Raw genomic sequence first — 12,323 nt, 5'->3', positions numbered from 1 at the left:
GCAAGCGCAAGCAGTATGATAAAGAGGGCGTGGAAATGAAATATGGAAGAATGGAATAACGAACATTAAAACATATAGATTATGAAGAAGATAAAGTTAAGTAATGGCGTGGAAATGCCACAACTTGGATACGGTGTTTATCAGGTGGAACCTAATGAGTGTGAGCGTTGCGTGCTGGATGCGCTCAGCGTGGGTTATCGGATGATAGATACGGCACAGGCTTATCTCAACGAGGAAGCCGTGGGCAACGCATGGAAGAAGAGCGGTGTGAATCGTGATGAGATTTTCCTCGTTTCCAAGGTCTGGCCTTCCAACTATGGCGACGGACAGACTATGAAGAGCATCGATGAGAGTCTGCGCAAACTGCAGACCAACTACATCGACCTGATGCTCCTCCACCAGCCTTACTGCGACCGCTACGGTGCCTATCGTGACTTGGAAAAAGCTTACAAGGCAGGAAAGGTTCGTGCCATCGGAGTGAGCAACTTCTTCCCTGATCATCTTATAGACCTGGCTTCCAACATGGAGATTGCGCCGATGGTGAACCAGATGGAGACACACGTGTTCAACCAGCAGCACGAGACCCGAAAGTACATGGATGAGTTTGGCACCAAGCTCATGGCGTGGGCTCCTTTGGCAGAAGGTCAGAACGGAATGTTTACCAACCCTACCCTCACCCAGATTGGCGAGAAATATGGCAAGACTGCTGCACAAGTAGCCTTGCGCTGGCTGCTGCAGAGCGATGTAATCATCATCCCGAAGACTGTTCATAAGGAACGAATGCAAGAGAATCTGAATCTCTTCGACTTCGAACTTGATGCTGAGGACATGCAAAAGATTGCTGCGCTCGACACCGCACATAGTCTCTTCCTCGACCATCATAGCGGAGAAACAACCAAGCAGTTTATGGAGTGGAGAGCTGTGGTGAAACCTACAGAATAAAGAGACTCTTAGAAACGAGCTCACTCTTATATGACAAATTTCGCTAAAAAATTGGTTATTTCAAAATAATTGGTGTATTTTTGCATAAAAATCATTAGAATGGAGAATTATGGAAGAAAAATTATCGACTATATATTTGGTAAACGGTCAAACAGCTCTGCAGTATCTTATGAACGTGAGCAAAAAATACAGGCAAATAGCGACCGAAGCGATATTCGAGTGTTTGAGACTGGGATATCCCCTCAACGACATGGAAATATCAGGCAAAGCTCGCGAGCTGCTGAGGAAGAGGAATGTAATAGGTTGAGAACTTTGACAAGACTCCAACATCAAAGTCGGCAAATCCAGACTTGATCATTCAATGCATCAAGGAAAAAAAAAGGCACAACTCTGTTGGAGTCAAGATTGTGCAATATCACAAAAGCCCATTGCTGAAAGAGACCCACGATAGGGCTACGGAAGCAATGGCCAAGACAAGGAAGGAGTTTCATCAGAAAAACAAATGAATGTTTAGGGGCGTTTTCCGGTCATTAAGGTCACGGTCATTAAGGTCATTAAGGATTTCCAGTTATTCAAGATGTCTGACCCCAAATATGGTTTACAGCTTATGAGCGATGATTATATTCTTGAAAATCTCATAGAAGAACTGAGGGAAACTCAATAACACCAAAAGTGAATGTTTTAAGTAAAAAGTAACGGAGAATATGAATTATCTCCGTAACTTTTTACATTTTCATCTTATATGTTTTAAGAGCATTTCACTCCAAACCATACCATATTAGAAGTCACATGTATCGGGGTCTGAACCTATTCTGTCTGCCTTCAGCGATGTGATTTCAAACATTTCCTGCTGAGAGAGTTCAAAGTCGAATACATCGATGTTTTCCTTGATTCGGCTTGGAGTAACCGACTTTGCCAGTGGCAGCACGCCTGTCTGCATCACCCAACGGATAACTACCTGAGCCACGCTCTTGCCATGGCTGGCAGCAATCGACTTCAAGAGAGGATTATCCAAGACATTACCTCTTCCCAATGGACTCCATGCTTCCACAAGAATGTTGTTCTTCTGGCAGAACTCAACACACTCCTTCTGGGTGAATCCAGGATGATACTCTATCTGGTCAACCATTGGACAAATGTTTGCCTTCGCCATTACTGGCTCTGCATGATGCTGCATGAAGTTAGAAAGACCGATGCTGCGAATCAGGCCCTCTTCATGAAGACGCTCCATCGCTTTCCAAGTATCTACATTCAGATGATCTGCCTCCATTCCAAACTGAAGTTTATTGGCTGGCCAGTGAATGAGATAGAGGTCGAGATAATCAAGACCTAAATCGCTCAAAGTCTTGTCAAACGCCTTCAAGGTCTTGTCGTAACCACGCTCCGTGTTCCAAACCTTGCTGGTAACAAAGAGATTCTCACGCTTGATTCCACTTTCCTTGATTCCCTCGCCCACGCTCTTCTCATTTTTATAGATAGCAGCGGTGTCAATATGGGTGTAGCCTGCAGCGATGGCAGCTTTTACTGCTTCAACGCAGGTTGCTCCATCAGGAGTAAGAAACGTTCCGAAACCCGGTGTAGGAATCTTCACTCCATTATTCAATAATATTTCCTTTTCCATAATTAAACTAATCTTTTAAATTTCAACTATTCTTTTGACGGTGCAAAGTTACTGACTTTTCCGCTTAACAAAGTTCTGTATGTTTGCAATATCATCGTGTATCTTTGCAAAGTCTTTAGATTTTGCAGATGTTCAACAGCTAATCTGCTCTATTTGGCAGCCCCATTGATTTCCCTGCGATATTCTGCAGGAGTAAGATGGATGATCTTCTGAAACTGCTCGAAGAAGAGAGTCGGCGTATTGTAGCCGGAACTGAAAGCCACTTCTGTGATGGTCAAATCAGAATTGGCAAGCAGCTTGCAGGCGTATTCGATACGGATTTCTGCCAATACCTGGAAGATGCTCTTATCGGTGGATTTCTTGAAATAGCGGCAAAGCGAAGTCGGATTCTGACCTACAAAATCGGCAACATCCTTCAGCACCACCTTCTCACGGAAGTTATTATATAAATAGGTGTAGATTCTGCCGACAGGCTCCTCCAACTCGGGTTGTCTGTTGGCATTGTTATAAGCTGTTGATGACAAGAGTTGCGTTTCCTTGCAATGATGCAGACGGTCGAGAATCTGGAGCAGGATGATAAGCCGTGAGGTGTGGGTGGATGAATCGAAAGCCTTCATCATCTCTAAGAGTTCATCATACAAACCCTCATCATAGAACCGTATTCCATACTGGCTCTTTGAAAGAAGCTCTGAAATATGGGCGTAATCGGGTAGATTCAAAAGAGACGAAGGAAACAGATCGGGACTGAACTGGATGGCTTCGCCACTACTATAGAGCCTATCTTCAAGTTCTGTTTCAAGCCCTGGTTTAAGTTCTTCTTTCCCAGCATTCTCCCCACTCTTCATCCGGCTTTTACAAAGATGAAGATGCGGAACATTGCTTCCAATCAATGCCACATCGCCTTCAGCATAAGGCGCAACACCCTCGCCCACGAACTGCTTTCCGCTGCCGTGGGTGAAAATCATGAGTTCATACTCCGCATGCTTATGCAGGGGCAGAACGAACTCCGGATAAGTAATATGGCTGCACAAGGTTGTCATTTTGTGCGCAATCTTTCGTTCTAATATAGGCATAATCTCCATTTATCTGCGTTTGTGCAAATATCCACTATGATAACGCAAATATAATGGATAATATTGTGCGAGATTAGCCGTAATTTTGCACCCACAAATAAAAATAGAATAGAAACAAATTAAAAGAAGAGAGAAAATGTTAGAAACTTTATCCGTATTTCAATGGTCAATCCTGGCACTGGCTGCATTGTGCATAGGAATGTCGAAAACCGGTGTGCAGGGAATGATGCTCCTTATCGTGCCCTACATGGCAATGGCTTTTGGAGCCAAGGAATCAACAGGCGTTATCCTGCCGATGCTCTGCATGGCCGACATCATGGCTGTGGCTTACTACAAGCGCATAGCCGACTGGAAAGTAGTAGCAAAGCTCTTGCCAACAGCCTTATTAGGCTTTCTCGTAGCACTTTTTGTTGACAAGCTCGTCCCGGCACAGGGATTCCGCCAACTGATGGGTTGGACGCTCGCCCTGGCGATGGCGGTGATGATTTGGAGCGAAATATTCGGCAAGGAAAACAGATGGATGCATAAATGGTGGTATTCTGCCCTCTTCGGTCTGCTCGGCGGTTTCACCACGATGATTGGCAATGCTGCCGGACCGGTAATGTCAGTCTATCTGCTCTCGATGCGCAAGGAGAAGATGGAATACATCGGCATTAACGCCTGGTTCTTCCTCGTTGTCAATCTGCTGAAAGTTCCTTTCCAAATCTTTGCCTGGGACAATATCACCTGGGGCTCGTTCTCACTGAACCTCCTGATGCTACCGGTAATTGGAATCGGAGCCTTGCTCGGAATCCGTCTGGTAAAACTCTTCCCAGAAAAAGCCTTCCGAAGATTCATCCAGATTGTCACAATACTTTCTGTAGCAATGATGCTCGTATAGGTCATTGAGAAACAGTACACAAAACTATTGAGACCAATCCTTTTATCGGTCTCGTCTGAAATCGTTGCGTCCGTCTCCATGCCACCCAAGCGCCCAGGAAAGGCGAGGATGGCACGGAGAACGATGTAGATAACGATGATGTCAACAAATTCATTCATAAGCTTAATATTTAGCAAGTTATTCAATATATATTCACAACCGGAATGCCCAAACAGTTGGCTTTCTTGAAAGTGTAGTAAGTTCCACCCTTCTCTCTCCCATCATAGAAGGCAATGAGAAGGGACGCATTCTCAACCATGAACTCGTCCCGGTCAAGAAAACATCGGGTGTAATAGTATTCTGAAAGGATGATCACCTCATCTGCAGAAGCCATCAATCCATCATAAACCATCCTGTCGCCGGGCTTGAACCTATCTGCCTGACCTCTGAAAGGAATGGCTGCGGTAAGCGTCATTCCTGGGCAGGAAGGTTTCAGAGACTGCACAATCTGGGCTGCCATCAGGTCAATACCGATGGCGAATCCCGAAATAAAATTACTGATGCCATGCTCGTAAGCTTCGAGAAATGTTTTCAATCGTAAAGTCTGCTGAGGAAAGACTGCAACACTCTGTCGATGATTTCAGAAAGCAGACATGGCTGGAATGGCTTTCTCTGCTCCACTCTGACCTTGCCGAGTCCGAACTTGGTTGCGTCCAACTCCACACTTGCCATTTCATTGGCAGAAATGTAGCTGTACTCTATCTCAGCCAGACCTACAACGATGCCAAAGAGCACAAAATCGTCATTCTCTCGCTGTCCTTCAAAAATGTACCAGCGAGCATTGCCGATGAAAAACACTGCGATACAAACTGCATCCTTCTTCTTGCTATCCTGGGAATAGAGCGGATAGTCCTTATGGACTTGGGATCGGGAAGCTTTTTCTGCTTTTCAAAGTGCGTACAAGGCAAGTCTGATGGGAAGAATACTCTTTTGCATGTTACATGGAAAAGGAAGATTGTTACCGAATCACGACTTGCTATTTGCCAAATACGCGATAACTTTGCAGAAAAAGAATCCCGAAATCCCAAAGACGATACGGAATCAAAGCCTTCAGGTTTCAGTAAGTAGAAAAAGTATAACAGAGAATGACTGCAGGGACAGAAAAGCCGGGTGGGAATAGTACAAGCAAGTATCAACAGTTTAAAAAGCCAGGGTGTTGTTCCTTCGTAAGTCGATAGAATCGGCCTGCGAAAGAACAACACCCTGGCTAACTGTTCATGCTTACTGGACTATGGCGTGGGCGAAGCATTAAAAGGGAAACACGGGCATTTCAGACGTACGTCTGTACAAAATCAAGAAAGAGAATGTGAACTTATCTTCCGATTTACTTGATAACATACTCAGCAAGGCAAAGAACGGCAAGGCGTATAGCATGGCTGCCACAGTTGGAGGCGAAATGCTTCTTTTCGAGGTAAATGCCAACGGAGGATATGAGATTTACAAGCAGAAGGCTATTCACAGAAATCTAACTTCCGGCACAGAGGTTGTTTTTGATCTGAGCGAAGAATCAGATGGCAGCATTCGATTGCTCGACTTCATCCCAATGTTCATCGATTTGAAGCAAAATGAAGTTGACTATCTCATCGACGAGATTGACCGCAGTATGCACCCGATGCTCTCGCAGAAAATCTTAGAGTGCTATTTCTCAGGACTGGAGTCTGGAAGAGACACTCAGCTCATCTTCTCTACCCATGAATGTATCCTGCTCAACCTCGACCTTATCAGAGCTGGTGAAGTCTGGTTTGTCGAGAAGGGAAAGGATGGAGCATCACATCTTACATTCTTGGCAGAATTCAAGCCTCGTGAAGATGTTCGCAAGGGTTATCTTTTAGGACGCTATGGAGCCATTCCGTTGCTTCCCCAGGAGGCCATGAAGTGGTGATGAACGGAGAATAACACTACTCACACACTCTCTGGTACTACTACTATGACATAATTCAAGCGCCATACTCAACCCCTATTCTTTTGGATCAATGTCAAATGGAAGCAATGGAGTATCATCATCATTTCCACTATTGAATCGGTCGAAATCCGAGATATAGGAACGGTCTTGAATAACCTTATATTTCTCATACTCAGCTTCAGGCGATTCTTCCAATCCTCCATCGTAGTAACAATGTGTCGTCTTGCACGAGATAGTTCTTTGCCACTATCGTATCAGATTTCTGAACTCTTCCATCCGGTGCTTTCTTCCATGTAGTCAAGCCCATGTGAGGCATTTCCGCATCAGCTCGCTCATAAACAATCTCGGCTGCCGTATGATTGGTAACCGCCAGGTGCATCATATTCTGCACCATCTTATAGAAGAGTTTGGTACTTTCAGCCTTTGCATCATAATCTGCACTACACTCTGCATAAATATCAGTTATCTTCTGGTAGTATCTGCGTTCAGAAGTGCGGATTTCACGGATGCGTTCCAGCAAATCGTCAAAATAGTCCTTGCCGAAGTGCTTACCTTGTTTCAGACGTTCATCATCCAAGACATAACCCTTAATGATGAACTCCTTCAATACAGAGGTTGCCCATATACGGAATTGGGTTGCCTGATAGCTGTTCACTCGATAACCAACAGCAATGATTACATCAAGATTGTAGAACAAAGGAGCACGCTCAACATCACGCTCTCCCTCCAGTTGAACTTGTTGAATTTTTCTACAAGTTGCCTCTCTTTGCAATTCACCAGACTCATAAATCTGAGAAATATGATAAGTGATAGTTGCTCTATCAACACCAAACAAAGCAGCCATCCTTTTCTGTGACATCCAAAAAGTTTCGTTGTTGAAAATCACTTCAATGCGAGTCTCACCCTGTGCAGTTTTATACAGTAAGATATAGGATTCCAGTGAGTTCCGCATAAGTTCGGTTGTAGATACGGATTGAGAAAAATAGGCTCTTGCCTGCTTCACCAATAACTTCCTTGAATCAGCATTCTCAGAAATAATCATACAGGCCATACGGGATAGATGGAAAGCTTCGACCTTGCGAAAAGATCCACTACCCAACTTAACCATTTCAACCACGTAGTTGAAATGGTCATCTATATCCATACCTTTTTCACTGGCAACCTTGATTGCTTTGTCTATTACATTCTGGAATTTCCAATATCCCGAATAGCCCATCGCATTACAAAGTTCGCGTGAACTCCAGTATTCTTTCCCGTTATCATCCACTTTCCGAATTTCTTCGAATGTCGGACGCATGTCAGGCACATTATTCTCATCCATATCTTTTCCGTTTCTTTTGTATTGACGTTCTACAATATTGAATAGCAAAAATACAAAAAAAGATGAAAATCGCCCCTAATCATTTATAAGAAGTATGATTTTTAATGTTATTTATGCAAAAAGAAAGAAACATGTCAGAATAAATTAATTTTATCACTTATCAAGACGACGCAATATGCCAGTGCGCCTTACGTTATTACAGAAGAAGAGGACAGCAAAGATAAAAAAGTTGGCAAAGCAAAGAATTTATCACGTTATTTAACGGAAAAATGCAAAATATGGGGGGGTAGGAAGGTATTTTACCCCCTCTTCTAAGGGTTAAAAATGCCCCTCCTCAGTCATAAAAACACTAATAACCAATATATTAAGACATACGTGCAACCTATATCAGATGAAACGCACAAGTTCATCTAGCGTGTCATTAAGAGTCAAGGTCATTAAGGGTCATTATCATTTTCAACCCCCAAAGAGTCCGGTCATTTTCGGTCATTAAGGATTTCAGATTATCAAAATATCCCTCTATCTTATAAAATAAGGTTAAATCAAGTTCGCCCTGCAAACAAAATCCATCCATAAAATCACTTTTCTGAATATTTTTTGTATTTTTGCAGATATATTGCCTAATATGGGACTTTGAGCATGGCTTATCTCCCTAGATTACAGGCGCATCATTATCAAATGATTAGAAGCACTTTAAGGGCGGTAAATACAAGTTCATCCATTCTGCCTTCGACTCCGAGACTCAGGAGCGCATGGTGGTTTATCAAGCTCTCTATGGAGACCAAGCCTATTGGGTAAGACCGGAAGATATGTTCTTCGGGAAAGTAACAAGGGAAGGCAGGACTTTTAATCGTTTCACGGAAATAGATAAATTCTAACAACAGAAAAATGAACATGAAACAGATAGAAACACTCGTTTTTGATTATGGAGGTGTCATCGTGAACATTGATGATGCCTCTGTTGTAAAAGCCATGGAGAGCCTGGGCGTTACGGCGTTCAAGCGACTAATCCATGTCCGCAAGATCAAGAGACTGATGCACCAATATATTAATGGTCTGGTAGCGGAAGCTGAAACTTTGCAAGAGATGCTGAGCCTTTGCCGCAAAGGAACCACAACCGGGGATATTGAGAAAGTCCTGGAAGAGTTGTGTGGCAATCTGCCCGTGGAAAGACTGGAGACATTGGTCAAGCTTCGGAAGCGGTACAAGGTCTATCTGCTCAGCAACATCAACGATACGCTTTGGCAGAAATCAGTTAGTGAGATGAATCAGCTGGGATATTCCACAGACGAGCTGTTTGATGAAGTCTTCCTCTCATACGCCATGCGAAAGGAAAAGCCATCTATCGAAATCTATGAAGAGATGACGCAGCAGACAGGATTGAATCCTGCCACCACCCTCTATTTCGATGACCGCTCAGAGAATGCCGAAGCTGGCAAGCGTTTTGGTTTTCAGAGCGTACTGGTAAAGACCAATCATCTGGAAGAACATCAGGAATGGCAAGAAATTATCAAGAATATAGTGTAAAAGAATAGGTATGATGACTATTGATACAACAAAGCTTATGAACTTTCCTGAAATATATTCAGCAACAGGCATGATGGAGCTGATTCAGCAGATCGGCTTCCTCCCTCTCCTTGATAGTGGCATTGAAGGCTTCTCTGCCGAAGACATCGTAGCAGATGACTGCGGTTACGTAAGACTTCCTGAAGGCGGTTGGGACTGGCCGCTATGGAAATGGAAGGGTGAGATTGTGCAGGAAATGCCGTGTATGTACGGAAAGTTTTTTAACAAGAAAGCAGGATTCATCAGCCAGGAATGGTGGCCGGACTTCTGCAACTACAGAAGAAGCAAATTCCCCCGTCCGGATGAAGAATCGATAGAAGGAGCCATTCTCAGCACGCTTCAATCTACAGGCAGTCTCATCACAAGAGAACTTCGGGCAGCCTGCGGTTTCACCGGCAAGGGAATGAGAAGCAAGTTTGACGGTTATCTCATCCGACTGGAAATGGCGACTTACATCGTGACCGAGGATTTCATCTATCCTCGTGACAAGCACAATCACGAATATGGCTGGGGATGGTCGTTGCTCAATACTCCCGAAGATCTCTATGGCAGGGAGGCTTGCCAATGCAACCGAACTCCCCTGGAATCTTATCAGAGGATTTTCGAGCATCTGAAAGAAATTCTGCCTGATGCTTCGGATAAACAGATCATTAAATTAATAGGATAAAAATGACTTTACTTCAAGAAAGACTGTTCGCCATGCAGGATAAGCAGTATGCTGCTTTCCAAGCCAAACTGACACCGGGAGTGCCTGTGGAGAGTTTCATAGGCATTCGTGTGCCTGTGCTTCGCAAGTTTGCAAAAGAATTTACAAAGGAGACAGAATGCAAGGAATTCCTTCAGCAGCTTCCTCATGAATACTACGATGAGAACATGCTTCACGGTCTCCTCATCTCCGAGGTGAAGGACTATGAGGAATGCATTCGTCTTACAACAGTTTCCTGCCATTCGTGGACAACTGGGCAGTTTGCGACATCATGTCTCCGAAGGTGTTTGCCAAACACAAGAAGGAGCTGTTGGCGAAGATTAAGACTTGTAGTAAATCGTCACACGTTTATACTTGTCGCTTTGGAATAGAGACACTTATGTCTCATTACCTGGATAAAGACTTCAAGGCAGAATATCTTGAAATTCCTGCATCAGTAAGGAGCGAAGAGTATTACGTAAAGATGATGGTAGCCTGGTTCTTCGCCACCGCCCTTGCCAAGCAATGGGACCAGGCGATTCCCTACATCGAACAAAACCGCCTTGCTCCCTGGACGCACAACAAGACCATCCAGAAGGCCATCGAGAGCTACAGAATCACGCCCGAGCAGAAGGAATATCTGCGGACATTGAAGACAAAATAATTATGACACAAGATACTTCTACATATTACGTTTGGATAGGTGGTTCATGTGATTATGGCCATAAAGAGCGAGCTGGTGGTGCTGCCGTTGTGATTGTGCATGACGGCAACATCATCAGCCGTGATGTAATCAGCGATTTCCACACCACGGAGTTCCGCATGATGCTAACCCTCATGGTGAAGGTAATGCAGGAAATCCCGGAAGGTTCCGACATTCTCTTCCTGACCAACGCTGCCTATATTCAGAACTTTGACAAGACTCCAACATCAAAGTCGGCAAATCCGGACTTGATCATTCAATGCATCGAGGAAAAGAATAGGCACAACTCTGTCGGAGTCAAGATTGTGCAATACCACAAAAGCCCATTGCTGATAGAAACCCACGATAGGGCTACGGAAGCAATGGCCAAGACAAGGAAGGAGTTTCATCAGAAAAACAAATGAATGTTTAGGGGCGTTTTTCCGGTCATTAAGGTCACGGTCATTAAGGTCATTAAGGATTTCCGGTTATTTAGAATAAAGAAGTAACAACAGAAAATTGAGCATGAACACATTACATAGTTATCTCGCCCACTATCTCCTTGCCATCAATGCAGTTACATTCATCGTGTACGGCATTGACAAATACAAGGCTAAGAAAGCCAAGTGGCGCATTTCGGAAGCCACGCTTTTGCTGCTGGCTGTACTTGGAGGAAGCATCGGGGCATGGATGGGAATGAAAGTCTGGCACCATAAGACGATGCACAAGAAATTCAAATACGGCATTCCTGCTATTCTCCTGATACAGATTGCGCTGATGGCGTATTTACACATGAATAGATAATAAAATAAAGAACGAAGAATTTCATTGATATAATCTGATGGAAACAGAAAGAATTTTACTCCGCCATTGGCTGGAATCTGATGCAGAGGCACTATTCAAGTACGCCTCAGACCCTGACGTAGGACCACGTGCTGGATGGCCAGCACATAAGTCAGTAGAGGAAAGTCGGGAGATAATCCGGACATTCTTCCATAATGAAACGACATGGGCGATTGTGTTGAAAGAGACTGGTGAGGCTATCGGCTGCATCGGCTACTACACCCATGAAGCCAGCAACATTCCTATCGGAGAAAACGACTGTGAGGTGGGCTACTGGATAGGAAAACCTTATTGGAACAAGGGAATCTGCACCGAAGCCTTGAAACTGATGCTCGACTACTGCATCAACGAGAAGCATTTTGAAAACATCTGGGCAGACCACTTCACCGGAAATCCTGCATCAGGAAGAGTCATGGAGAAATGCGGTTTCATCGATACAGGTATGTTGAATAAATGTAGCCAACTCGTGGGTGGCGACAAGGATATGGTTAAAGTATTTAAGTACAAAGGATTAAAAAAAATGAGAAAGAAATCAAGAGCAATGGATAGTGAGTGGGCTTTGGAAATAATGCACAAGGCTCCGTATATAACTGTCAGTTTTATTGACGAAGACGGCAAGCCTTATGGTTTACCCCTGTCACTCGCATCAGATGATGATGTGAACTAGTATTTTCATGGTGCCTTGGAAGGCAAGAAACTGGAGGCAATCAAGACTCATCCCGAGGTTTGCCTTTCAGCCGTAACCCGTTGTGCGCCTACGGTTGGTCC

The 12,323-nt window shown here is 44.1% G+C and carries 15 protein-coding genes and 2 pseudogenes; 12 read left to right on the top strand and 5 right to left on the bottom strand.

Annotated features, from left to right (window positions below; translation table 11 throughout):
- The first annotated feature begins 81 nt into the window (after positions 1–81).
- Together KSW37_RS14060 and KSW37_RS14055 are read left to right on the top strand one after the other, a co-directional pair.
- The gene (locus KSW37_RS14060) at positions 82–942 is read left to right on the top strand and encodes an aldo/keto reductase (protein WP_217314960.1); all 861 of its coding nucleotides are present in this window, start codon (positions 82–84) and stop codon (positions 940–942) included.
- Between the two features lie 109 nt (positions 943–1,051).
- On the top strand, positions 1,052–1,249 hold the full coding sequence (locus KSW37_RS14055) for a hypothetical protein (RefSeq protein ID WP_118119579.1): 198 nt from the start codon (positions 1,052–1,054) through the stop codon (positions 1,247–1,249).
- 471 nt (positions 1,250–1,720) lie between these two features.
- Here the strand turns inward: KSW37_RS14055 and KSW37_RS14050 are convergent, their stop codons facing one another.
- The gene (locus KSW37_RS14050) at positions 1,721–2,563 is read right to left on the bottom strand and encodes an aldo/keto reductase (RefSeq protein WP_254368673.1); all 843 of its coding nucleotides are present in this window, start codon (positions 2,561–2,563) and stop codon (positions 1,721–1,723) included.
- A 149-nt stretch (positions 2,564–2,712) separates the two neighbouring features.
- Positions 2,713–3,636 (bottom strand): AraC family transcriptional regulator, encoded by a 924-nt coding sequence (locus KSW37_RS14045; RefSeq protein ID WP_217314959.1) that lies wholly within the window; start codon positions 3,634–3,636, stop codon positions 2,713–2,715.
- Positions 3,637–3,772: 136 nt separating this feature from the next.
- Here KSW37_RS14045 and KSW37_RS14040 point away from each other — a divergent pair, with 136 nt between their 5' ends.
- Positions 3,773–4,516 carry a sulfite exporter TauE/SafE family protein gene (locus KSW37_RS14040; protein WP_217314958.1) on the top strand — a complete coding sequence of 248 codons (744 nt, stop codon included), beginning with the start codon at positions 3,773–3,775 and terminating at the stop codon, positions 4,514–4,516.
- Between the two features lie 181 nt (positions 4,517–4,697).
- On the opposite strand, the gene KSW37_RS14035 is transcribed toward KSW37_RS14040, so the two are convergent.
- A complete protein-coding gene (locus KSW37_RS14035; protein ID WP_217314957.1) occupies positions 4,698–5,090 on the bottom strand; it encodes an SLOG family protein in 393 nt (130 codons plus the stop codon).
- The gene (locus tag KSW37_RS14030; RefSeq protein WP_367397516.1) at positions 5,087–5,353 is read right to left on the bottom strand and encodes a hypothetical protein; all 267 of its coding nucleotides are present in this window, start codon (positions 5,351–5,353) and stop codon (positions 5,087–5,089) included. Before KSW37_RS14030 ends, KSW37_RS14035 begins: the two co-directional genes overlap by 4 nt.
- A gap of 508 nt (positions 5,354–5,861) precedes the next feature.
- Here KSW37_RS14030 and KSW37_RS14025 point away from each other — a divergent pair.
- Positions 5,862–6,437, top strand: coding sequence for an AAA family ATPase (locus KSW37_RS14025; protein ID WP_217314956.1), 576 nt, complete (start codon positions 5,862–5,864; stop codon positions 6,435–6,437).
- Between the two features lie 75 nt (positions 6,438–6,512).
- On the opposite strand, the pseudogene rhuM reads toward KSW37_RS14025, so the two are convergent.
- Positions 6,513–7,779, bottom strand: a pseudogene (rhuM, locus tag KSW37_RS14020) (RhuM family protein).
- A gap of 698 nt (positions 7,780–8,477) precedes the next feature.
- On the opposite strand from rhuM, the pseudogene KSW37_RS14015 reads away from it, so the two are divergent.
- The 8 genes and pseudogenes from KSW37_RS14015 to KSW37_RS13985 all read left to right on the top strand — a co-directional run.
- Positions 8,478–8,657, top strand: a pseudogene (locus KSW37_RS14015) (DUF1653 domain-containing protein); the annotation flags it as partial.
- Between the two features lie 16 nt (positions 8,658–8,673).
- On the top strand, positions 8,674–9,306 hold the full coding sequence (locus KSW37_RS14010; protein WP_217314955.1) for an HAD-IA family hydrolase: 633 nt from the start codon (positions 8,674–8,676) through the stop codon (positions 9,304–9,306).
- A 37-nt stretch (positions 9,307–9,343) separates the two neighbouring features.
- Positions 9,344–10,012: an AlkZ-related protein gene (locus KSW37_RS14005; RefSeq protein WP_217314954.1), complete on the top strand. Its 669-nt coding sequence runs from the start codon at positions 9,344–9,346 to the stop codon at positions 10,010–10,012.
- A 2-nt stretch (positions 10,013–10,014) separates the two neighbouring features.
- A complete protein-coding gene (locus KSW37_RS16080) occupies positions 10,015–10,422 on the top strand; it encodes a DNA alkylation repair protein (RefSeq protein ID WP_254368672.1) in 408 nt (135 codons plus the stop codon).
- A complete protein-coding gene (locus KSW37_RS16075) occupies positions 10,323–10,694 on the top strand; it encodes a DNA alkylation repair protein (protein WP_254368674.1) in 372 nt (123 codons plus the stop codon). Before KSW37_RS16080 ends, KSW37_RS16075 begins: the two co-directional genes overlap by 100 nt.
- 2 nt (positions 10,695–10,696) lie before the next feature.
- On the top strand, positions 10,697–11,137 hold the full coding sequence (locus KSW37_RS13995) for a ribonuclease H (protein WP_217314953.1): 441 nt from the start codon (positions 10,697–10,699) through the stop codon (positions 11,135–11,137).
- A gap of 100 nt (positions 11,138–11,237) precedes the next feature.
- Complete coding sequence (locus KSW37_RS13990; protein WP_217314952.1) at positions 11,238–11,516, top strand: DUF1294 domain-containing protein; 279 nt, start codon at positions 11,238–11,240, stop codon at positions 11,514–11,516.
- A 37-nt stretch (positions 11,517–11,553) separates the two neighbouring features.
- Positions 11,554–12,222 carry a GNAT family N-acetyltransferase gene (locus KSW37_RS13985; RefSeq protein WP_254368671.1) on the top strand — a complete coding sequence of 223 codons (669 nt, stop codon included), beginning with the start codon at positions 11,554–11,556 and terminating at the stop codon, positions 12,220–12,222.
- Positions 12,223–12,323 lie beyond the last annotated feature (101 nt).

The organism is Segatella copri, assembly GCF_019127135.1.
Classification (GTDB): domain Bacteria; phylum Bacteroidota; class Bacteroidia; order Bacteroidales; family Bacteroidaceae; genus Prevotella.
This window is presented reverse-complemented; position numbering and strand designations above follow the sequence as displayed.

What these genes read in the sequence shown, in the direction of transcription:
- KSW37_RS14060 (WP_217314960.1), top strand. Translation starts at nt 82, where the DNA reads ATGAAGAAGATAAAGTTAAGTAATGGCGTGGAAATGCCACAACTTGGA.
- KSW37_RS14055 (WP_118119579.1), top strand. Translation starts at nt 1,052, where the DNA reads ATGGAAGAAAAATTATCGACTATATATTTGGTAAACGGTCAAACAGCT.
- KSW37_RS14050 (WP_254368673.1), bottom strand. Translation starts at nt 2,563, where the DNA reads ATGGAAAAGGAAATATTATTGAATAATGGAGTGAAGATTCCTACACCG.
- KSW37_RS14045 (WP_217314959.1), bottom strand. Translation starts at nt 3,636, where the DNA reads ATGCCTATATTAGAACGAAAGATTGCGCACAAAATGACAACCTTGTGC.
- KSW37_RS14040 (WP_217314958.1), top strand. Translation starts at nt 3,773, where the DNA reads ATGTTAGAAACTTTATCCGTATTTCAATGGTCAATCCTGGCACTGGCT.
- KSW37_RS14010 (WP_217314955.1), top strand. Translation starts at nt 8,674, where the DNA reads ATGAAACAGATAGAAACACTCGTTTTTGATTATGGAGGTGTCATCGTG.
- KSW37_RS14005 (WP_217314954.1), top strand. Translation starts at nt 9,344, where the DNA reads ATGAACTTTCCTGAAATATATTCAGCAACAGGCATGATGGAGCTGATT.
- KSW37_RS16080 (WP_254368672.1), top strand. Translation starts at nt 10,015, where the DNA reads ATGACTTTACTTCAAGAAAGACTGTTCGCCATGCAGGATAAGCAGTAT.
- KSW37_RS16075 (WP_254368674.1), top strand. Translation starts at nt 10,323, where the DNA reads ATGTCTCCGAAGGTGTTTGCCAAACACAAGAAGGAGCTGTTGGCGAAG.
- KSW37_RS13995 (WP_217314953.1), top strand. Translation starts at nt 10,697, where the DNA reads ATGACACAAGATACTTCTACATATTACGTTTGGATAGGTGGTTCATGT.
- KSW37_RS13990 (WP_217314952.1), top strand. Translation starts at nt 11,238, where the DNA reads ATGAACACATTACATAGTTATCTCGCCCACTATCTCCTTGCCATCAAT.
- KSW37_RS13985 (WP_254368671.1), top strand. Translation starts at nt 11,554, where the DNA reads ATGGAAACAGAAAGAATTTTACTCCGCCATTGGCTGGAATCTGATGCA.